General features: G+C 72.3%; 19 protein-coding genes. 12 read left to right on the top strand and 7 right to left on the bottom strand.

Going from position 1 to position 20,575, the window contains the following annotated elements; all coding sequences use genetic code 11:
• Nucleotides 1–9: 9 nt before the first annotated feature.
• From ACQPZP_RS37735 to ACQPZP_RS37715, 5 genes are all read left to right on the top strand, one after another.
• Entirely contained in the window at nt 10–192 is a 183-nt protein-coding gene (locus tag ACQPZP_RS37735) for a Trm112 family protein (RefSeq protein WP_433474445.1), read from the top strand.
• Nucleotides 189–1,328 carry a bifunctional phosphoglucose/phosphomannose isomerase gene (locus ACQPZP_RS37730; RefSeq protein WP_433474444.1) on the top strand — a complete coding sequence of 380 codons (1,140 nt, stop codon included), beginning with the start codon at nt 189–191 and terminating at the stop codon, nt 1,326–1,328. Before ACQPZP_RS37735 ends, ACQPZP_RS37730 begins: the two co-directional genes overlap by 4 nt.
• The gene (locus ACQPZP_RS37725) at nt 1,329–2,294 is read left to right on the top strand and encodes a cation diffusion facilitator family transporter (protein WP_433474443.1); all 966 of its coding nucleotides are present in this window, start codon (nt 1,329–1,331) and stop codon (nt 2,292–2,294) included. It abuts the gene before it with no gap.
• Nucleotides 2,295–2,685: 391 nt separating this feature from the next.
• Entirely contained in the window at nt 2,686–4,245 is a 1,560-nt protein-coding gene (locus ACQPZP_RS37720) for a sensor histidine kinase (RefSeq protein ID WP_433474442.1), read from the top strand.
• A gap of 33 nt (nt 4,246–4,278) precedes the next feature.
• The gene (locus ACQPZP_RS37715) at nt 4,279–4,953 is read left to right on the top strand and encodes a response regulator (RefSeq protein WP_433474441.1); all 675 of its coding nucleotides are present in this window, start codon (nt 4,279–4,281) and stop codon (nt 4,951–4,953) included.
• Between the two features lie 9 nt (nt 4,954–4,962).
• On the opposite strand, the gene ACQPZP_RS37710 is transcribed toward ACQPZP_RS37715, so the two are convergent.
• A complete protein-coding gene (locus ACQPZP_RS37710) occupies nt 4,963–5,316 on the bottom strand; it encodes a MerR family transcriptional regulator (RefSeq protein WP_433464440.1) in 354 nt (117 codons plus the stop codon).
• 155 nt (nt 5,317–5,471) lie between these two features.
• Here ACQPZP_RS37710 and ahcY (ACQPZP_RS37705) point away from each other — a divergent pair, with 155 nt between their 5' ends.
• From ahcY (ACQPZP_RS37705) to ACQPZP_RS37695, 3 genes are all read left to right on the top strand, one after another.
• Complete coding sequence (gene ahcY / locus ACQPZP_RS37705) at nt 5,472–6,902, top strand: adenosylhomocysteinase (RefSeq protein WP_433474440.1); 1,431 nt, start codon at nt 5,472–5,474, stop codon at nt 6,900–6,902.
• Between the two features lie 72 nt (nt 6,903–6,974).
• The gene (ahcY, locus tag ACQPZP_RS37700) at nt 6,975–8,231 is read left to right on the top strand and encodes an adenosylhomocysteinase (protein ID WP_433474439.1); all 1,257 of its coding nucleotides are present in this window, start codon (nt 6,975–6,977) and stop codon (nt 8,229–8,231) included.
• Nucleotides 8,231–8,809: a hypothetical protein gene (locus tag ACQPZP_RS37695; protein ID WP_433474438.1), complete on the top strand. Its 579-nt coding sequence runs from the start codon at nt 8,231–8,233 to the stop codon at nt 8,807–8,809. The genes ahcY (ACQPZP_RS37700) and ACQPZP_RS37695 overlap by 1 nt, the downstream gene beginning before the upstream one ends.
• On the opposite strand, the gene ACQPZP_RS37690 is transcribed toward ACQPZP_RS37695, so the two are convergent.
• Complete coding sequence (locus ACQPZP_RS37690) at nt 8,806–9,813, bottom strand: RDD family protein (protein WP_433474437.1); 1,008 nt, start codon at nt 9,811–9,813, stop codon at nt 8,806–8,808. The two genes, ACQPZP_RS37695 and ACQPZP_RS37690, sit on opposite strands and share 4 nt — an antisense overlap.
• Before the next feature lie 71 nt (nt 9,814–9,884).
• Here ACQPZP_RS37690 and ACQPZP_RS37685 point away from each other — a divergent pair, with 71 nt between their 5' ends.
• On the top strand, nt 9,885–10,880 hold the full coding sequence (locus tag ACQPZP_RS37685; RefSeq protein WP_433474436.1) for a stage II sporulation protein M: 996 nt from the start codon (nt 9,885–9,887) through the stop codon (nt 10,878–10,880).
• Nucleotides 10,881–10,885: 5 nt separating this feature from the next.
• Here ACQPZP_RS37685 and ACQPZP_RS37680 read toward each other — a convergent pair whose 3' ends face one another.
• The 5 genes from ACQPZP_RS37680 to ACQPZP_RS37660 are packed head-to-tail and all read right to left on the bottom strand — an operon-like array spanning nt 10,886 to nt 16,131.
• On the bottom strand, nt 10,886–12,178 hold the full coding sequence (locus tag ACQPZP_RS37680; RefSeq protein ID WP_433474435.1) for a DUF58 domain-containing protein: 1,293 nt from the start codon (nt 12,176–12,178) through the stop codon (nt 10,886–10,888).
• Nucleotides 12,178–13,146 (bottom strand): AAA family ATPase, encoded by a 969-nt coding sequence (locus ACQPZP_RS37675; RefSeq protein ID WP_433479737.1) that lies wholly within the window; start codon nt 13,144–13,146, stop codon nt 12,178–12,180. The genes ACQPZP_RS37680 and ACQPZP_RS37675 overlap by 1 nt, the downstream gene beginning before the upstream one ends.
• A gap of 59 nt (nt 13,147–13,205) precedes the next feature.
• Nucleotides 13,206–14,405 carry a DUF4350 domain-containing protein gene (locus ACQPZP_RS37670; protein WP_433474434.1) on the bottom strand — a complete coding sequence of 400 codons (1,200 nt, stop codon included), beginning with the start codon at nt 14,403–14,405 and terminating at the stop codon, nt 13,206–13,208.
• On the bottom strand, nt 14,399–15,076 hold the full coding sequence (locus tag ACQPZP_RS37665; protein WP_433474433.1) for a DUF4129 domain-containing protein: 678 nt from the start codon (nt 15,074–15,076) through the stop codon (nt 14,399–14,401). Before ACQPZP_RS37665 ends, ACQPZP_RS37670 begins: the two co-directional genes overlap by 7 nt.
• The gene (locus tag ACQPZP_RS37660; protein WP_433474432.1) at nt 15,073–16,131 is read right to left on the bottom strand and encodes a hypothetical protein; all 1,059 of its coding nucleotides are present in this window, start codon (nt 16,129–16,131) and stop codon (nt 15,073–15,075) included. The genes ACQPZP_RS37665 and ACQPZP_RS37660 overlap by 4 nt, the downstream gene beginning before the upstream one ends.
• 286 nt (nt 16,132–16,417) lie before the next feature.
• On the opposite strand from ACQPZP_RS37660, the gene mtrA reads away from it, so the two are divergent.
• Genes mtrA through ACQPZP_RS37645 form a run of 3 tightly spaced genes read left to right on the top strand, consistent with a single transcriptional unit; the run spans nt 16,418 to nt 20,530 of the window.
• The gene (gene mtrA / locus ACQPZP_RS37655) at nt 16,418–17,095 is read left to right on the top strand and encodes an MtrAB system response regulator MtrA (RefSeq protein ID WP_021598338.1); all 678 of its coding nucleotides are present in this window, start codon (nt 16,418–16,420) and stop codon (nt 17,093–17,095) included.
• A 16-nt stretch (nt 17,096–17,111) separates the two neighbouring features.
• Nucleotides 17,112–18,737, top strand: coding sequence for an MtrAB system histidine kinase MtrB (gene mtrB, locus ACQPZP_RS37650; protein ID WP_433474431.1), 1,626 nt, complete (start codon nt 17,112–17,114; stop codon nt 18,735–18,737).
• Nucleotides 18,734–20,530, top strand: coding sequence for an LpqB family beta-propeller domain-containing protein (locus ACQPZP_RS37645; RefSeq protein WP_433474430.1), 1,797 nt, complete (start codon nt 18,734–18,736; stop codon nt 20,528–20,530). The genes mtrB and ACQPZP_RS37645 overlap by 4 nt, the downstream gene beginning before the upstream one ends.
• Nucleotides 20,531–20,575: the final 45 nt, after the last annotated feature.

The following is a 20,575-nucleotide window of genomic DNA, read 5'->3' as shown; positions in this document are numbered from 1 at the left end:
GACGCTGCCATGACGATGAAGCTGGACTCCTGGCTGCTGGAGATCCTCGCCTGCCCGAACTGCGGCGGCGGGCTCCGGGCCGACGAGCGGGCCGGCGAGCTGGTGTGCACCGGCTCCTGCGGCTACGCCTACCCGGTCCGCGACGACATCCCCGTTCTCCTCGTCGACGAGGCCAGGACCCCCGCCCCGTGAGCACCTCCCTCGACCCCTCGCGGCTGGAGGACGCGGAGGCGGCCGAGGCGGCGGATCCCGGCGGGATGCTGCGGCAGGTCGCCTCGTCGGCGGCTCAGGTCCGGGAGGCCCGGCGCGCGGCCGCGGAGGCCGGCATAGCGGGGCTGGCCGAGGACGGCAGGCCGCGGGCGATCGTGATCGCCGGGATGGGCGGTTCCGGCATCTCCGGTGACGTGCTCGCCGCGGTGTGCGGCGAGGGCTGCGCCGTCCCGATCTCGACCGTGCGCGGATACCGGCTGCCCGGCTGGGTGGGCGCGGCCGACCTGGTCATCGCGGTGTCGTGCTCGGGGACCACCGAGGAGACCCTTGAGGTCGCCGCGGAGGCGGCCCGGCGCGGCTGCCGGCTCCTGGCCGTCGGCGGGGCGGGCTCGCCGCTCGCGGACCTGGCCGGCAGGAGCCGCGGCATGTTCGTCCCCGTGCGGTCGGCGGGGCAGCCGCGCTCGACCCTGTGGGGGCTGACGATCCCCCTGATCCTCGCCGCGCGCGAATTGCGGCTGGCGGACGTCTCCGACGCGGTGCTGGAGTCCACGGCCGCGCTGCTGGAGGACGTCGCGCACCGCTGCCGCCCGTCGAGCGAACCGTTCGTCAACCCCGCCAAGCGCATCGCGCTCGACCTGGCGGGCGACGTGCCGCTGGTGTGGGGCTCGTCGGCCGTGGCGAGCACGGCGGCCTACCGGTTGTGCTGCCAGCTGAACGAGAACGCCAAGTACCCGGCCGTCTTCGGCGAGGTCCCCGAGGCGGACCACAACCAGCTGATGGCGTTCGACGGCTCCTTCGCACGGGCCGCTTCCCCCGCCGACCCCGATGACTTCTTCCGCGACCGGGTCGACGAGCCGGAGCACGGCCTCCACCTCGTCATGATGCGGGACATGGAGGAGCATCCGCAGGTGCGCAAGCGGTGCGATGCGTCCGCCGACGCGGCCCGGGACCGGGGCGTGGCGGTCAGCGAGATCCGGGCGGAGGGCGACCATCCGCTGGAGAGAATCGCCTCTCTGATCGCGTTGGCGGACTATGTCACGGTTTACTTGGCTATCGCGCTGGGCGTGGACCCGACGCCCGTGCCTGCCATCGAAGAGCTCAAAGCGAGGATTGCGTAGATGAGTGCTGAGGGTGGAACGAAGGCCATCGTCGCCGCGTTGGCCGCCAACCTCGGGATCGCGGCGTCGAAGGCCGTCGCGTTCGCGTTCACCGGTTCGTCGTCGATGCTGGCGGAGTCGATCCACTCGGTCGCCGACTCCGGGAACCAGGGGCTGCTGCTCCTCGGCCGCAAGCGGTCCGAACGCGACCGGACGCCGGAGCACCCGTTCGGCTACGGCCGCGAACGCTACTTCTACGCGTTCGTCGTCGCGGTCGTCCTGTTCACCGTCGGCGCGGCGTTCTCGCTGTACGAGGGCTACCACAAGATCACCCACCCGGAGGAGGTCAAGTCCCCGGTCTGGGCGTTCGGTGTGCTGATCGTCGCGATCGGCCTGGAGACGTTCTCGTTCCGCACCGCGATCAAGGAGTCGAACGAGATCCGCGGCGAGCAGTCCTGGTGGGCGTTCATCCGCCGCGCGAAGGCGCCGGAGCTGCCGGTGGTGCTGCTGGAGGACCTCGCCGCCCTGGTCGGCCTGTTCCTCGCCCTGTTCGGCGTCTCGATGGCCGTGGCCACCGGCGACGGCGTCTGGGACGGCGTCGGCACCGTGGCGATCGGGCTGCTGCTCGGCGCGGTCGCGACGATCCTGGCGATCGAGACCAAGAGCCTGCTGATCGGCGAGGGCGTCGACCCCGACACCGAGAAGCAGATCATCGAGGCGCTGGAGTCGGTGGACAAGGTCGACCACCTCATCCACATCCGCACCGAGTACATCGGCCCGGACGCTCTCCTCATCGCGGCGAAGATCGCCGTCCACCACGACGACACGGCGGCGGACGTGGCCCGCGGCATCGACGCGGCCGAAGCGAAGATCAGGGCGCAGTTCCCCGTGGCGAAGCTCATCTACCTGGAGCCGGCGCTGGACGAGGTCTCCCTCAAGAAGGCGGAGGACGCGGAGCCGACTTCGGGGACCCCCGCGTCGTCCTGACCGAGTCCTCCGGGCGCCGGGAATCCGGCGTCCGGAGGGACATGGGACCCCTCGCCGGACGGCCGCCGCCATGCCGGCCAACCCCAGCCCAGGCGAGTCCGGCGAGTGCCTCCGAGGAGGCGAACCGCGGCCGTCCGGCGAGGTGCTTCCCATGCCTCCCCGCCCGGACCCCTGAAACCGGGCGGTTCTGGTGTGACCGCGGCGACCCCGCCGAACCCCCTACGTCGGCGACGGCCACCGTCGCGGTCACGGTTAGAACACTACGATCGCCGCGCTCTCCCGCACGTCCCCCTCAAGGAGGGAAAGCGGGTGGTACTCCAGGTGGATCCCGGTCGTCCGCATACATCCGCGCGGTGAGGTGATCGCCCGCCTCAACGGTCAGTATTGAGGGGTGAGCACCGATGACAAGGCCCGGACCGGACCCGACCCCGCGGGGTTCGGCCCAGCCGTCGCGCATCATGCGTGGCGGTTGTCCGGCCGGATCGTAGCGGGCGTGGGGCAGCTGCTGCTGTGGCTCCTCACCGGCATCGGCACCCTCCTGCGCCCGCTGGCGGTCAAGCTCGGCGCGCGGCTGAACGGCGGGCCGGGACGCCGCCCCGGCCACCCCGGGGCCGCGGCCGGGCAGACGGCGCCGCTGCCCCGCTGGATCAACACCTGGCGGGAGGTCGTCGGCTCCTGGTACTTCGCCCCGCTGACCGGGCTCGCGCTGGCGATCGCCGCGCTGGCGGAGCTGGCGCCGCAGGCCGACTCGCCCGTCAGCCTCGCGAGCGGCTTCGCGGTCGCGGCGACGCTCCCGCTCGTGTGGCGGCGGGAGAACCTGCGCCCGGTCGCCGCCGTCGTGCTCAGCGCGGTCGCGGCGAGCCTGCTCACCGGGCAGATCCTCCTCGTCACCACCAGCTTCGCGGCGCTCTACACGCTGTACGCGCTGGGACGGCGGCTGCCGCGCCAGTCCACCGGCGTCCTCGCGGTCGGCAGCGTCGCCACGATCGCGGTCGTCTACCTCGCCACCGGGACGCTCGACGACATCCCGTGGCCCGCGCCGATCGTCGCCGTCCTCGCCGCCATCGGGCTCGGCGACGCGCGGCGCGTGGTGGAGTCCGCCGGGCGGACGGAGGCGGCCGCCGCCGAGCGCACCAACGAGACCCTCACCCGGCTCACCGCCGTCCAGCGGGAGCAGGCGGTCATGCGGGAACGCGCCCGCATCGCCCGCGAGCTGCACGACGTCGTCGCGCACTCCGTCTCCATGATCGCCGTGCAGGCGGAGACGGCCCCGTACACGATGGAGAACCTGTCGCCCGAGGCCCGCGCCGGGTACACCGAGATCGCCAAGACGGCCCGCGAGGCGCTGGTGGAGATGCGCCGGCTGCTCAGCGTGCTGCGCGCCGACGCCAAACCCGAGCCGGAGGCGGCGAACTCCCCGCAGCCGCGGCTCGACCGGCTGCCCGACCTGATCGAGCAGCACCGCGGCGCCGGCGGGCACGTGGACCTCGCCGTGCACGGCGACCCGCGCTCCCTGTCGACGACGGTCGAGCTGTCGGCCTACCGGATCGTCCAGGAGGCGCTGACGAACGCGCGGCGGCACGCGCCGGGCGCCGGCGTCCGCGTCGACCTGACCTTCCTGCCGGACCGGCTGGCGGTCCGCGTCCGGGACGACGGCGCGACCGCGGCCACCCAGATCCTGAACCGGGAGAATCCCGGCTCCCGTACAGCGGTACTGGACCCCGCGGGCCCGACCTCCGTGGACGCCGGACGCACCCGCCTGGAGACGCCCGAGTCCGGTGGTGGACACGGGCTCGTGGGGATGCGGGAACGTGCGACCATGCTGGGCGGGCGGTTCTCCGCCGGCCCGGCCACCGAGGGCGGGTTCCTGGTGGAGGCCGAGCTTCCGCTGACAAGGGAGGGGAACACCATCCGTGGACACGGTTCGCAGGCGCCGCCCGGCCGCTCCTGACCCCGCCGCACCCGCGCTTCCGAGGCGGTCGCGGTGATCAACGTGCTGATCGTCGACGACCAGACGATCGTGCGGGCCGGGTTCGCCGCCCTGCTCGCCGCCCAGGACGACATCACCGTCATCGGCGAGGCCGGCGACGGCCGCGAGGCCGTCCGGATCGCCGAGCGCTCCCGTCCCGACGTCGTCGTCATGGACATCCGGATGCCGGGCATGGACGGCATCGAGGCCACCCGCCGCATCCTCGCCCTCCCCGGCGCCGAGAGCGTCCGGGTGCTGGTGCTGACGACGTTCGACGTGGACGAGTACGTCTACGATGCGCTCGCGGTCGGCGCGAGCGGCTTCCTGCTGAAGGACGCGACCGCGGACGAGCTCGTCTCCGCCGTCCGGGTGGTGGCGCGCGGCGACTCGCTGCTGGCGCCGCAGGTCACCGGGCGGCTCATCCGCGAGTTCACCAAGCAGCGGCGCAACCGCCCGCAGGCGCCGTCGGAGCTGTCGACGCTGACCGCCCGGGAGACCGAGGTCCTCGTGCTGATCGCGGGCGGGCTGTCCAACGGCGAGATCGCGCAGCGGCTCGTGGTCAGCGAGCACACCGTCAAGACCCACGTGGCCCGCGTCTTCACCAAGCTCGGCCTCCGCGACCGGGCCCAGGCGGTGATGCTCGCCTACGAGTCCGGCGTGGTCGTCCCCGGCGAGAACGCCGCCGGCTGACCGCGGCGGTCACCGGCGGCGCAGCAGGCGCATCGCCTTCTCCTTCTCGAAGTCGAGCGCGCGGGCCGGCGGCGCGGACAGCCGGCCGATGCGTTCGCCGAGCTCGCGGACGTGCGCCTGCACCTGCGGCTCGGCCAGGACGCGCAGCCCGAACGCCAGCTCTGCCGGGCCGATGTCGTACCGCTTCTCCAGCGCGAGGGCGAGCGCGACGGCGCGTAGTTCGGCGTCCCCGAACCGGCGGTGGCCGCCGCCGCCCCGGGTGAGGGCCGCGTCCCGGGTGACGGGCAGCAGCCCGAGGGCCTCGCGGTAGCGGAGCATGCGGGGCGAGGTGCCGAGCCGGCGGGCGGCCTCCGTGATGCGCATGGGAGCAATTCTGACAAATTCGTGTCAGAAAGTCGCCCCCGGTCGTGCCTCCCGGTCCCCGCCGCCCGTAGACTCGCGACCGTTGACGCCGCCTCGCACACGCGTCAAGCCCTCGCGTACGACAGCGCGCACATGACCAAGGGAGCAACGAAAGCATGGACTACAAGGTCGCCGACCTGTCGCTGGCCGACTTCGGGCGCCGGGAGATCCGGCTCGCCGAGCACGAGATGCCGGGCCTGATGGCGGTGCGCGAGGAGTACGCCGCCGCCAAGCCGCTGCGCGGCGCCAAGATCATGGGCTCGCTGCACATGACGATCCAGACGGCCGTGCTGATCGAGACGCTGGTCGAGCTCGGCGCCGACGTCCGCTGGGTCTCCTGCAACATCTTCTCCACCCAGGACCACGCCGCCGCCGCGGTCGTCGTCGGCAAGGACGGCACGCAGGAGAAGCCGCAGGGCGTCCCCGTGTTCGCCTGGAAGGGCGAGACGCTCGAAGAGTACTGGTGGTGCACGGACCAGGCGCTGCAGTGGCCGGACGGCACCGGGCCGAACATGATCCTGGACGACGGCGGCGACGCGACGCTCCTCGTCCACAAGGGCGCCGAGTACGAGAAGGCGGGCGCGGTCCCGGCCGCCACCGAGGAGGACCCCGAGGAGTGGGGCATCATCCTCGACACCCTCCGCCGCACCATCGCCGAGAAGCCCGGCCGCTGGACCGACGCCGCCGCCGCGATCAAGGGCGTCACAGAGGAGACCACGACCGGCGTCCACCGCCTCTACGAGATGGCGAAGGCCGGCACCCTCGCGTTCCCGGCGATCAACGTCAACGACTCCGTCACCAAGTCGAAGTTCGACAACAAGTACGGCTGCCGCCACTCCGTCATCGACGGCCTCAACCGCGCCACCGACGTCCTGATCGGCGGCAAGGTCGCCGTCGTCTGCGGCTACGGCGACGTCGGCAAGGGCTGCGCCGACGCGCTCCGTGGCCAGGGCGCCCGCGTCATCGTCACCGAGATCGACCCGATCTGCGCGCTGCAGGCGGCGATGGACGGCTTCCAGGTCACCACCCTGGACGACGTCGTCGACAAGGCCGACATCTTCGTGACGACCACCGGCAACTTCAACATCATCACGGCCGGCCACATGAGCCGGATGAAGCACCAGGCGATCGTGTCCAACATCGGGCACTTCGACAACGAGATCGACATGGCCGGCCTCGCCAAGATCTCCGGCATCGAGAAGATCGAGATCAAGCCGCAGGTGCACGAGTGGCGCTTCGCCGACGGCCACTCCATCATCGTGCTCGCCGAGGGCCGCCTGATGAACCTCGGCTGCGCCACCGGCCACCCGTCGTTCGTGATGTCCAACTCCTTCACCAACCAGGTCATCGCGCAGATCGAGCTGTTCACCAAGACCGACGAGTACCCGATCGGCGTCTACGTCCTTCCCAAGCACCTGGACGAGAAGGTCGCCCGCCTCCACCTCGACGCCCTCGGCGTCAAGCTCACCGAGCTCACCAAGGAGCAGGCCTCCTACATCGGCGTCCACGTCGAAGGCCCCTACAAGCCGGACCACTACCGGTACTGAGTCGCAACTGGGGCAGGATGGCTGCCGGGCGGGTTTTCGAGCCGCCCGGCAGCCGCTTTCTTGAGGGTGTTGATGAGCGATATCGCGGATCGGTCGTTGGCGTATGAGGGCGTCAAGCGGATCGAGTGGGCCGACCGGAGCATGCCCGTGCTGCGGCAGATCCGGGAGCGGTTCGCCGCCGAGCGTCCCCTGGACGGGCTGAAGGTCGCGGCGTGCATGCATGTCACGACCGAGACCGCGGGGCTCATCCGCACCCTTCACGCGGGCGGTGCGGAAGTGGCGCTGGCGGCGTCCAATCCGTTGTCCACGCAGGACGACACCGCCGCGGCGCTGGTGGAGGAGTACGGGGCGCAGGTCTTCGCGCGGGCCGGTACCGATCGCGAGGGCTACTACGCGCACATCCACCAGGCGTTGGAGAGCGGGCCCGATCTCGTGCTGGACGACGGGTGCGATCTCGTCAACACGCTCCACATCGACCGCACGGATCTGCTCGGCACGGTCAAGGCGGGGTGCGAGCAGACGACGACGGGCGTCATCCGGCTGCACCAGATGGCCCGTGAGGGCGCGCTGAAGTTCCCCATGGTCGCGGTGAACGACACCGACACGAAGCACATGTTCGACAACCGGTACGGGACCGGCCAGTCGACGCTGGACGGGATCATCCGCGCGACCAACACGCTGCTGGCCGGCAAGACCGTGGTGATCGCGGGGTTCGGGTACTGCGGGCGCGGCCTGGCCGAGCGGGCCCGCGGCCTGGGCGCGCGTGTGGTCGTCACCGAGATCGACCCCGTCAAGGCGCTGGACGCGGCGCTGCAGGGCTTCGCCGTCCAGCCGATGGCCGACGCCGCCGCGGAGGGCGACGTGTTCATCACCGTCACGGGGAATCGTGACGTCGTGAACGGCGACCACCTCGCGTCGATGAAGGACGGCGCCATCCTCGCGAACTCCGGGCATTTCGACGTCGAGATCGACGTGCGGGCGCTCAGCGAGATGGCGGTCGAGGTGCATCGCGGGATTCGGCCGCAGACGGACGAGTACGTGCTGGCGGATGGCCGGCGCCTCGTCCTGCTCGCCGAGGGCCGTCTCGTCAATCTGGCCGCCGCGGAGGGGCATCCCGCGGCCGTGATGGACATGTCGTTCGCCGACCAGGCGCTCACGTGCGCGTGGCTGGCGCAGTCGCACGCGAACCTGTCACCGGCGGTTCACGAGGTGCCCAAGGAGATCGACACCGAGGTGGCCCGCCTCAAGCTGGCCTCGATGGCCGTCTCCATCGACCTGCTGACCCCGGACCAGGAGGACTACCTGCACTCCTGGCGCATCGGATCCTGATGCCGGCCGGCACGTACCTGCACCTGGAAGAGGGCCTTGAGGAGCGTTTCCAGTGCGCGCCAGGGCCCAGCGGATGGCGCTACACGTCCGGGCGTTCCGATGGTGTCCGGGTGGACCTGGTCGTGGACGCCCGCTGGCGCCAGATCCGCGTGGAGGTGGTCACCCCCACGTGGTGGCTGCGGGGCGGGGTCACCGGTCCCGAACTGGCCTGGGTCCGGGCGGCCGGTGAGACAGGGAGCGAGTACGGCGAACGGGCGTCCGGTTTCGTCTCCGACTCGCCGGGATTCCTCGTCGCCGTCGCCCACTCTCTCGGACTGACCGAGAACGCTCAGGAGGACGTGCGCCTCGTCCGGTTGAGCGGGACGTCCCTGTCCACCCTGACGGCCACGTGGCGCTGGCGTCTGGCCGGGACGTCCGCCTACGAGACCGAGACCGAGCCGCTGCCCGTAGCGCAGTACGAGGTCACCGACCTGTCCACGGGCGAGGTCGAGACGGTGCATCTGGCCGGTGACGTCGTGCTCGCCGCGCCCGGGATCGAGCTCACCGACCTGGAGTCCCCGCCGAACCTGCTGGCCTAGTAGGGCGGCCCTTGCGGCGGGTACGGGCCGGGCGGCCGGGGCGCGTTCAGGACGTTCTGGTACGGCCCCGCCCCATAGTCGGACGGCGGCAGGAACTGCGGCTGACCGGGCCCGGGGGTGCTGAACGGCGGCGGAGCCGGCGGCCCCGGCCGCGGCGGGCCGGCCGGCGCGGGCCCGGCCATCGCCATCGCGGGGACGGGCGCCGGGGCGGCGCCCCATGCGGGCAGCCCGAAACGCCGCATGCGGCGGGCCCGGCGTTCGGCGAGCCGCCGCTCCTCCCGGTGGCGGCGCTCGGCCAGGACGGCCGACAGCAGGATCTCGGGCCGCACCCCGGGCGGCGGGGGCGGGCTCACCACCGCGACGACCTGCGACGCGATCCTGTGCCCCAGCGAGTCGCGGACCTCCGGCAGCAGCTCCCAGAACCGCGACAGGTACTGCCGGGCCGTCATCGCCAGCTCGTCCGACACCAGCGACAGCTCCAGCGTCCGGGCCCACCAGGCGAGCTGCGGCGGCATCACGGCGACCGGACCGTACAGCACCGACACGGGGACGCGTTCCTGGATGACGATCGTGCCGGCGAACACGTCGCCGAGCCGCTTCCCGCGCCGGTTGCAGAGGGACGTGATCAGCGCGGGGGAGCCGTAGAACGTCCAGAACTCGATGAACCCGGCCAGCGCCCGCACCAGGGCCTGCCGGAACCGGACCGGCCCGCCGTCGTCGCCGACGACGCGCAGGCCGAGGGCCATCTTGCCCGGCGTCCGCCCCCGCGTCAGCGTCTCCCACAGGCACGGGTAGCCGACGACGGCGGCGACGAAGGCGATCAGCGTCAGCCCGGTCGTCCACGCGTCGTCCGCCACGAGCGAGGTCATCGCCGTGACGTAGACGAGGACCATCAGCAGGATCACCTGGCAGAGCAGGTCGAGCAGGATGGCGCAGCCACGGCTGGCCAGCCGCGCGACCCGGATGTCGAGTGCGACGGCCTCGCCGGTGACGAGATCGGCCATGTCCTGTTCCTCCAATGCGGGCGGATGGCCTATTTTGCCGGTTCCATGGGCCGAGGCGTTAGTCTCCCCGGGTGGACGTCGACGCCTACGTGGCCGAGCACAACGCCGAATGGCAGCGCCTGGAACGGCTCATCAACCGCGGCCGCAGGCTGACCGGAGCGGAAGCCGACGAACTGGTCGAGCTGTACCAGCGGGCCGCGACGCACCTGTCGGTCGTCCGGTCCAGTTCGCCCGACCCGCAGCTCGTGGGACGCCTGTCGTCGCTCGTGGCGCGCGGCAGGGCCGCCGTGGCCGGGGCCCAGGCGCCCCTCTGGCGGGACGTCACCCGCTTCGCGACCGTGTCGTTCCCGGCGGCCGCGTACCGGATGCGGTGGTGGTGGATCGGCAACGCCGTGCTCGGCAACCTGCTGGCGCTTGCCCTGGCGATCTGGGTCGTGCACAGCCCGGAGGTGCAGGCGAGCGTCGGTACGCCGGAGGAGATCCGCGAACTCGTCGAGCACGACTTCGCGAACTACTACACCGAGCACTCGGCGTCGTCGTTCGCCTTCCAGGTGTGGGTCAACAACGCCTGGGTGTCCGCGACCGCGCTGATCTTCGGGATCCTGCTCGGCATCCCGACCGTGTACGTCCTGCTGCTGAACCAGGTCAACCTCGGGTTGAGCGGCGGCCTGATGTTCGCCTACGGCAAGGGCGACGTGTTCTTCGGCCTGATCCTCCCGCACGGCCTGCTGGAGCTCACCGCCGTCTACCTCGCGTGCGCCGCCGGCCTCAAACTCGGCTGGACGATCATCGACCCGGGACGCCGCCGCCGCGGCCAGGCGCTCGCCGAGGAGGGACGCGCGGCCGTCAGCATCGCCATCGGGCTCGTCGGGGTCCTGCTCGTCTCCGGCCTCATCGAGGGCTTCGTGACCGGCTGGGTGCACACCACATGGCTGCGCATCGCGATCGGCGTCGTCGCCGAGGTCGCGTTCCTCGGCTACGTGATCGTCCTCGGCCGCCGCGCCGTCCGCCGCGGCGAGACCGGCGACGCCGACCTCCACCCCGACCTAGCTCCCATCTCTGGTTGAGGTTCTCACAGCCGACCGGCCGCCTTTAGGGCTAGATAGGCGTCGGCTAGGGCTGGGGCTATCTCGTCTGGTGGGGCGTCTACCACCTCTACGCCGTGGCCGCGTAGTTCGGCGGTGAGGCGGCGGCGTTCGGCCCGCGCGCGCTCGGCGGCTGCCGCGTCGTACACGGCCGCGAGGTCGCCGCGGCCCTCCGCCATCTCGCCGACCCGCGGGTCCGACACGGCGGCGATCATGACGAGGTGGCGGGCGGTGAGCTGCGGCAGCAGCGGCAGCAGTCCCTCCTCGATCGCGGCCGTGTTCAGCTCGGTGAGCAGTACGACCAGGCAGCGCTGCCGGACGCGCGCCATCAGCGTCGACACCATTCCGGCGGCGTCGCATTCGAGCAGTTCGGGCTCCAGCGGCGCGAGGGCGTGCACCATCGCGGTCAGCAGGTCCGTCCGGGACGCGCCCTCGACGCGGGCGCGGACACGCCGGTCGTAGGCGAGCAGGTCGACGCGGTCGCCGGCGCGTGACGCCAGGGCGCCGAGCAGCAGCGCCGCGTCCATCGAGCAGTCGAGCCGGGGGATGTCGCCGACGCGGCCGGCGGACGTGCGGCCGGTGTCGAGCACCAGGTAGATCCGCCGGTCGCGCTCGGGACGCCACGTCCGGACGACGACGTCGTTGCGCCGCGCCGTGGCCCGCCAGTCGATGGACCGGACGTCGTCGCCGTCCACGTACTCGCGCAGGGAGTCGAACTCGGTGCCCTGCCCGCGGATCAGCGCCACGTGCGCGCCCGTCAGCTCGCGCAGCCGTGCCAGCCTGGCCGGGAGATGGCGGCGCGAAGGGAACGCGGGCAGGGCGCGGACCGTCCAGGGCGCCTGACGCGAGAGCTGCCGCGCGGCCAGCCCGAGCGGTCCGACGGAGCGGACGACGACGGTGACGGCGTTCCGGTCGCCCCGGCGGGTGGGGGTCAGCTTCATCTCGACGCGACGCCGTTCGCCGGCGGGCACGTTCACCTTGACCATGCGGGGCGCGGCGCCCGCGCTGGGCGGCCACACGTCCCGCAGGCGGGCCTTGAGGCGCCGCCGCCCGAGGTTCTCCACGATCAGCGACACGTCGGCCGTCTCACCGAGCCGCACGTTGGTGTCGCCGGAACGGTGGAAGCGCAGCGCCCGCACGTTCCCGGCCAGGGCCAGGTCGGCGACGACGCCGAGCAGCAGGACGCCCCACACCGCGAACAGCGTCCACCAGCTCGGCGCGAACAGCGGGACGATCGCGCCGAGCAGGGCCAGCAGCCCCAGGCGTCCGGTCAGCGCCATCAGCGCGGGGCGGGGACGTGGGCGAGGATGCCCTCCAGCACGCCGTCGGCGGTCGCGCCCTCCAGCTCCGCCTCGGGACGCAGCTGGACGCGGTGCCGCAGCGTCGGCCTGGCGAGGGCCTTCACGTCGTCCGGCGTGACGTAGTCGCGGCCCGACAGCCACGCCCAGGCGCGGGACGTGGCCAGCAGCGCCGTCGCACCACGCGGTGACACACCGAGCTGAAGCGAGGGGGACTGCCGCGTCGCCCTGCACAGGTCGACGACATAGGCGGCGACCTTGGGGTCGAGGTGGACGGCCCTGACCGCGGCCCGTCCGGCGGCCAGCTCGTCGGCGCCCGCGACCGCCTTCACCTCGGACAGGTCGCGCGGGTCGAAACCGGCCGCGTGCCGCTGGAGCATGGAGATCTCTTCGTCCCGCGTGGGGACGGGCACGGTCAGCTTGACCAGGAACCGGTCGAGCTGGGCCTCAGGCAGAGCGTAGGTGCCCTCGTACTCGATCGGGTTCTGGGTCGCGCACACGACGAACGGATCAGGCAGGGGGCGCGCGGCGCCCTCCACCGAGACCTGACGCTCTTCCATGGCCTCCAGGAGGGAGGCCTGCGTCTTGGGGGGCGTCCGGTTGATCTCGTCGGCCAGCAGGAGATTGGTGAAGACCGGCCCCTCGCGGAACTCGAACTCCACCGTCCTGTTGTCGTAGACAAGCGAACCGGTCACGTCACCGGGCATCAGGTCGGGTGTGAACTGGACGCGCTTGAAATCCAGGTCGAGGGCCCGTGACAGCGTCTTGATGAGCAGCGTCTTAGCGGTACCGGGGACGCCCTCCAGCAGCACGTGGCCGCGGCAGAGCAACGCGATGACCAGACCGGTCACCACCGAGTCCTGGCCGACGACCGTCTTGGCGACCTCACCGCGCAGGGCCGTCAGAGCCGCGCGGGCCGTCTCGGACTGCCGCCGGATGTCCTCGGACATGACGCCCTGGCCGGTGCTCCCGTCGGGCACGTCGTCCTTCCCGAGCTCTACAGGGTGGTTCAAGACTCGCGTACCTGCCTTTCCAGGTCGTCGAGGACGTCCGTAAGGGCGATCAGCCCGGCGTCGTCCAAGGGTTGAGGACCGTACAGGGCCGCTCCGACGTACGTCTCGTCGTACATCGTGCGGCGTGCGACCGCCGTGACGATCTCCCGCGCGGCCGAGGGGTCCTGCGCGCTGCTGCGGGGGAGCCCGAGGAGCGGGACGAGCCGCTCGCGGGCCCCGGAGCGCAGCGCGTCCGAGGCCCGGTCGCGGGCGTGCGCGGCACGGTAGAGGCGGGCGCGCCCCTCGACGGTCTCGGCGGACCGGACGATGACGGGCAGCGCCTCCGCCACCACCGGGCCGAGCCGGCGGGCCCGCCACAGGGCCACCAGCAGAACCGCGACCAGCAGTTCGAGGATGAGCAGCTTGACGCCGAACGGCAGCAGGTCGCCGAGCGACCGCTGCCCGGCGCCCGAGCCCGACTCGTGCACATCCGGGACGAGCCAGACCATCGACGAGCCGGCGCCGGCCAGGTTCATGGCGAGCGCGGCGTTGCCCTCCTCGGCGAGGCGCCGGTTGGTCAGCGGGGCCGTGGACCCCAGCACGGTCACGGTGGCCGTGCCGTTCGGGATCTGGAGGAGCCTGGCGGCGCCGTACTCGGTCTGGTAGCAGTCCGTCCCGGGGCCCGAGGTCTCGTAGGTCTCCGACTCGTGGAAGTCGACCCTCCCGGCGAGCGTCGCGGCCTGGAGGGTGCAGCCCGGCTCGTCGGTCTCCTCGTACGTCGGGCCCTGGCGGCGCACCTGCGGGGCGAACGCGTCCAGCGCGAACGAAGTCGGCCGGACGAGCACCACGCCGGCCTGCGTGCTGCTCAGCCGGGCCAGCTCCTCCTCGGTGAGCCGCTCGGTGCGGGTCACCATCATGACCGTGCCCGGTGCCGCCGCGGCGAGGGCCGCGTCCGTGTTCCTGGCGACCGTCACCTGCGTGCCGTGCTGCCGGAGGATCTCGGCCAGCGCCCGGCCGCCGTCCTGCTTCGGCGACTCCGGATCGAGCGCCCCGGCCGACGTGGAGGGGCGCAGGGCGGCCAGGGCCACCGCGACCACGATCATCGCGAGGATCGCCGCGACCACGCCGCGCGCCGACCGCCAGCGGCGCCCCGCCACCTGCCGGGCGGTCGCCTCCGGGGCGGCCTGCCCGCCCCGCGGCGGGGATGCCGTCACCATCGCGGCCCCCCTTCGTCGCCGGCCGCGGCCAGGGTGAGGTCGTCGGACTCCAGCGGCTTCGGACGCGCCGCGCGCAGCCGCTCGTCCAGTTCCTTCATCCGCGCGTATCCCTCGGCCGTGCCGGGACGGTCGCCGTACCAGACGTCGTCGAAGATCCGCACGCCCGCGGTCAGCTCCTCGGCCAGCTCGGGCACGGCTTCGCCCGCCTCGGCCGCGAGCTCGTCCGCCGTCCGCCCGGGACGCGCCGAAAGGACCGCCCGTTCCTCCAGGTCACGGGCTATCGCGCGGAGCCGCTCCCGGATGGCCTCGGCCCACTCGCCCGCCTCCGCGTGCCGCTCCGCCGCCTCCCGGTGGCCGAGCGCCGTGGACGGCGTGTCCTCCAGCAGCGGATCCTTGCGGGAACGCGGGTTGCGGCGCCCCCACATCAGCCACACGACCAGCGCGACGGCTATCAGGACGATGACGACGATGACGACGATGGACGTCCAGCCGCCGCCGCTGCCCTGCGACTCGGGGGCGGGCGCCTTGCCGAACAGCTGGTGCAGCCATTCGGTGAAGTCGTCCCAGGCGCGCTCCAGCCAGGACGGCCTGTCGCGCTGGTAGACCTGCTTGTCCAGTTCCCGGCGGGCCATCTCGCGGGCCTCGTCGCGGCCGATCGGATCGAGGATCACGAACCCGCCCCCGTCCCCGGGCGGGCCGGCACGCGGCCGGACCGCCACAGGCCGATGAAGCCCGCGTCCTCGTCGCCTTCGGCCGCCGCGACGGCCGCGGCCGAACGTCCCCTGGTGCGCAGGTCCAGGTCGAAGCCTTCGCGGCGCATCCGCCGGTCCATGTAGAGCAGTGCGATCACCCCCGCGTCGAACGGCATCACCACGGACCAGCTGACGATCCGGCCGACGGTGTCCACCGCGAGCGCGCCCATCGTCGGCCCGCTCCCGGAGGAGTCGTCGAAGAAGACCAGCTGCGCGAACAGGAACGGTATCCGCAGCACGACGAAGCCCATGAGCACGGTGACGAGCATGGCCAGTGAAAGCGTTCCGAAAGTGCGGAACCAGCGGCCCTTGGAAAGGGTCACCGCCCGGCGCAGCGCACCGCCGACCGTCTGCCGTTCCAGGACGACCACGGGCACGGCGTGCACGAACAAAAGGTAAAGCCAGACCATCAGCCCGATGCCGATGGGAAAACCGAATATCCCGGCCAGAACTCCGACCGCCGGGTGCGCCCCGGCGCCGATCGAGGCGAAGAACGGCGCGAGCGGCAGCGCGAGCGCGCCCAGCGAGACGCCGATGACGGTCGCGGCGGTGCCGGCCAGCCGGCCGAGTCTCGGCCGGGCGTCCCGCCACGCCTGCCTCGGCGCGATCGGCAGGCCCACCAGCTCACGGCCGAGGATCGGGGCCACCAGCCCGGCCAGCAGCAGGATCCCGAACGCCGACAGGACCAGGCCCAGCAGCGTCAGCGTGAGCTGCGCGCCCAGCGAGTCCAGCAGCACGTCGGGGGTGACCTCGTCGCGGGCCTCGTCGCCGATGAAGAAGTAGGCGGCGATCGAGCTCGTCACCTGGATCACCGTGCTGACGGCCACCGACAGGCCCAGCGTCGTGCGGGGCCGGCGCCGGATCCCGGCGATCGCGCCGTCCAGCATCTCCGAGATGGACATGGGACGGAACGGGACCCCCGCCACCGCATCGGTGGCGTCGGCGTCGTCGTCCCAGCCGTCCGGTCCCGGCATCCCGTCTCCCTGCGATCTGTGGCGGGGTCTGCGGCGCGTCCGACCGGGCCTTGGCAGGGGCCCGTCGCGACCGCCGGTCAGGTCATCCTGTCACGGGCGCAGTGTGAACCTTGCGCCGGTTTCGGGAGTCGCGCGACAATTCCGAGCCGCCCACCCGATGCGGGAGAGCCATGTACGCCGCAAACGCGGGTAACCTTGCACGCCAAGGCATATCTCTCCCTGGCGAGGTGGCGCCGGAGCATCGCGCCCCACTCCACCGAACCCCGACTTTGTGACGATGAGGGCCATGAGAGGACGTGTACTGGTCGTCGACGACGATCTCGCGCTCGCCGAGATGCTCGGCATCGTGCTGAGGGGCGAGGGCTTCGAGCCCTCGTTCGTCCACGACGGCGACAAGGCGCTCGAGGCGTTCCGGGAGACCCGGCCCGACCTCGTGCTGCTCGACCTGATGCTGCCGGGGGCCGACGGCATCGACGTGTGCCGCCAGATCCGCGCCGAGTCCGGTGTTCCGATCGTCATGCTGACGGCCAAGAGCGACACCGTGGACGTCGTCCTCGGTCTGGAGTCCGGCGCCGACGACTACATCGTCAAGCCGTTCAAGCCCAAGGAACTGGTGGCACGGGTGCGCGCCCGGCTGCGCCGCACCGACGAGCCCGCCCCCGAGACCCTGCAGATCGGCGACATCACCATCGACGTCGCCGGCCACTCGGTCAAGCGCGGCGACCGGCACATCCCGCTGACGCCGCTGGAGTTCGACCTGCTCGTCGCCCTCGCCCGCAAGCCCCGCCAGGTGTTCACCCGCGAGGTGCTGCTGGAGCAGGTCTGGGGCTACCGGCACGCCGCCGACACCCGGCTGGTGAACGTGCACGTCCAGCGGCTCCGCGCCAAGATCGAGAAGGACCCGGAACGACCCGAGATCGTCGTCACCGTGCGCGGTGTCGGCTACAAGGCCGGACCTGCCTGACCGTGTGAAGGCCGACATGAGGAGGGCGAAGCGACTCGCCCGGCGCGGGCTGGGGACCGTGCGGCGCGTCCTGCGGAGCGCCGCGCGCGCCGGCTACCTGCGCTGGCGCCGGTCGATCCAGGTCCGCGTCGTCACGTCCACGCTGTTCATCTCGGCGATCGTCGTAGCGATCCTGGGCGCGTTCCTCATGCAGCAGGTGTCGTCCGCCCTCATGGACGGGAAGGTCAAGGCGGCGCGTCTGCAACTGGACGACGGCCTTGCCCAGGTGCAGCGTGACCTGGGCAACTCCACGGGGGACGGCAGCAGGCTGAACGAGACGATCGACCGGCTGAAGTCGCGCAGCGGGCCGTCCGGGCTCTACGAGGTCTACATCCGCGACACCAACGAGCAGTACTTCGACGGATACACGACCAACGAACTCCGCCAGGAGAGCGTCCCGAAGCGGCTCCGTGAGGAGCTGAAGAACGCGCCCGCCGGTTCCCGCGCCTACACCTACGGCAAGCTCTCCTATGTCGGGAGCCAGCAGGACGAACGCGGCCTCATCGTCGGCGGCAAGACCGGCCAGTTCGAGCTGTACTACCTGTTCCCGCTCACGCAGGAACAGCAGACCCTGACCAACGTCAGCCGCTCCCTGGCCGGAGTGGGCGTCGTGCTGGTGCTGCTGTTGGCCGCGATCGCCTCGCTGGTGACGCGGCAGGTGGTCATACCGGTGCGGCTGGCCGCCCAGGGCGCGCAGAGACTCGCCGCGGGGCGCCTGGAAGAGCGCATGAGGGTCCGCGGTGAGGACGACCTCGCGCGTCTCGCCCGGTCCTTCAACGACATGGCCGCGAACCTGCAGGAGAAGATCGGCGAGCTGGAGGACCTGTCCCAGGTGCAGCGCCAGTTCGTCTCGGACGTCTCCCACGAGCTCCGCACGCCGCTGACCACCATCAGGATCGCCGCGGACATGCTGTACGAGAACCGCGACACCTTCGACGACCCCGCCGTCGGACGCTCCGCGGAGCTCCTGCAGAGCCAGCTGGAGCGATTCGAGTCCCTCCTCGCCGACCTGCTGGAGATCAGCCGGCACGACGCGGGCGCCGCGACGCTGGACCCCGAGTCCCTCGACATGCGCGACCTCGTCCTGCGCGTCGTCGGCGACATCCAGGGGCTGGCCGAGCGCAAGGGCAGCAAGGTCGTCCTGCAGCTGCCGGGCGAGCCGTGCATGGCCGAGGTCGACCGCCGCCGTGTCGAGCGCATCCTGCGCAACCTCCTCGTCAACGCCGTCGAGCACGGCGAGGGCGAGGACATCGTCGTCTCCGTCGGCGCCGACCGCGACGCCGTCGCCGTCGCCGTCCGCGACCACGGCGTCGGGCTCAAACCGGGTGAGGGGCAGATGGTCTTCGACCGCTTCTGGCGCGCCGACCCCGCCCGCGCCCGCACCACCGGCGGCACGGGGCTCGGCCTGTCGATCTCCAGGGAGGACGCGCAGCTGCACGGCGGCTGGCTGCAGGCCTGGGGGGAGCCCGGCGCGGGCTCCCAGTTCCGCCTGTCGCTGCCGCGCGTGGCGGGGGCCGAACTCCGCGGCTCGCCGCTGCCGCTCGTCCCGCCAGGGGCCGGTGACGCGCGCCCGCTGTTCGCGGAGCTGGAGGCCGGCGAATGACGGCGTGCGCGGGGACCCGGCGGATCACGAGCCTCCTGGTGGTCGCCGTGCTCGCCCTGGGCGGCGCCGGATGCGCCAACGTGCCGAGCGGCGGGCAGGTCGTCTCCGGCAGGCCCGCCGAACGCGCCGAACGCGTCGACGACCCCTACGTCCGGCTGATCCCGGTCAAGCCGCGCCCCGAGTGGGGGCCGGCACAGATCGTCTCCGGGTTCCTCGCCGCGTCCGCGAGCTTCGACGACGGCCACAAGGTCGCGAAGATGTACCTCAGCGGGCAGCCGTCCTGGAACCCCGGGCTGCGGCCGTTCGTGACCGTCCTGGGGAGCCGCATCACCGACCCGCACGTGATCAAGTCCGCCGCGAACCAGGCGACCGTCCGGGTCACCGGGGAGGAACTCGGCACGATCACCGCCGACGGCCAGTACACCGCCTCCCCGAAGGCGCTCGACGCCACGTTCCAGCTCACCAGGACGCAGCAGGGCGTCTGGCGCATCACCGGGCTGCCCGGCGACGACAAGGCCGGCCTGCTGCTCACCAAGGACGACGTCGAGCGCGCCATGCGCACGGTCAACCTGTACTTCTTCGCGCCCGACCGGAGCACCCTCGTCCCGAACGGCATCTTCCTGCCGGTCGTGAACCGCCAGACGCTGCCGACCCAGCTCGTCCAGGCGCTGCTGGCCGGGCCCACCTCGTGGCTCACCGGGGCCGTGCGGACGGCGTTCCCGGAGGGCACGCGGCTGCGCCGCAGCGTGCAGATCGACAAGGACGTCGCGACCGTCGACCTCACCGAGCAGGCCCGCGGCGGCGACGTCGAGCAGATGTCGGCGCAGCTCGCGTGGACGATGCGGCAGCTGTCGGAGATCAAGACGTGGCGGCTGCAGATCGACGGCGAGAGCGTCGCCCCCGACGGCATGGACTCCGCCCAGCCGGTGAACGCCTGGGAGGGCAACTCGCCCGACGGCCGGACACCCGCCGACGGCACGCACCAGAACGCCTACGTCGTCGGCCCGTCCGGCTTCCTCGGGATGCTGGAGGGCGACCGCGCCCAGCCCGTCGTGACCGGCGCCGCCGGCCGCCTCACGCGTCCGGCCGTGTCCCCCGACAACCAGGAGTTCGCCGGCCTGAGCGCCGACGGCGGCCAAGTCCTGCTCGCCTCGCCCGTCACCGGGCAGCCGGCCGCCCACCTCGTGCTCACCGCGCACAAGGGGGCCCGCTTCACCGCCCCGTCCTGGAGCCGCGACGGCACCCTGTGGGTCGTCGAGAGCAAGAAGGACGAATCCTGGCTGTGGGTGCGGGAGCGTAACAAGCCGCCCGTCCGCGCCGCCCACTGGGGCCTGGGCGGCCGCGAGGTGCTCGCCTTCCGCGTGGCCCGCGACGGCGTCCGCGCGGCCGTCATAGCGCGCGTGGACGGCCGCCCGCAGGTCCAGCTGGGCCGCATCGCGCACGCCCCCGACGGCTCCCTGGACGTCGGCTCGTTCCTGCCCGTGAGCTCCGAGCTCCAGGACGCCGTCGACCTCGCCTGGCGCGACTACGGCACCCTCGCCGTCCTCGGCCGCGCCAAACGCGACTCGCAGACCCTCCCGTTCCTGATGCCGATCAGCGGCAGCGCCATCACGTCCCTGGGGGTCGGCTCCCTCGGCGAACCCCGCACGATCGCCGCCGCCCCGGGCGCGCCGATCCTCATCGGCACCCGCTCGTCCGGCAAGGACCAGGTCTGCCGGCAGCGGGCCCCCAGCAACTCCTACAGCCCCTGGATCTGCCCCACCCCCGCCAAGGACCCCTCCTACCCCGGCTGATCGCGTCTGCCGCCGGGTTATCCACAGTTCCGGGAGCGGGGGACG

Origin of the sequence: Spirillospora sp. CA-142024 (genome assembly GCF_050942325.1) — a bacterium.
GTDB lineage: Bacteria > Actinomycetota > Actinomycetes > Streptosporangiales > Streptosporangiaceae > Spirillospora.
The sequence above is the reverse complement of the archived record's forward strand: the minus strand, read 5'-3'. Positions and strand labels throughout refer to the sequence as shown.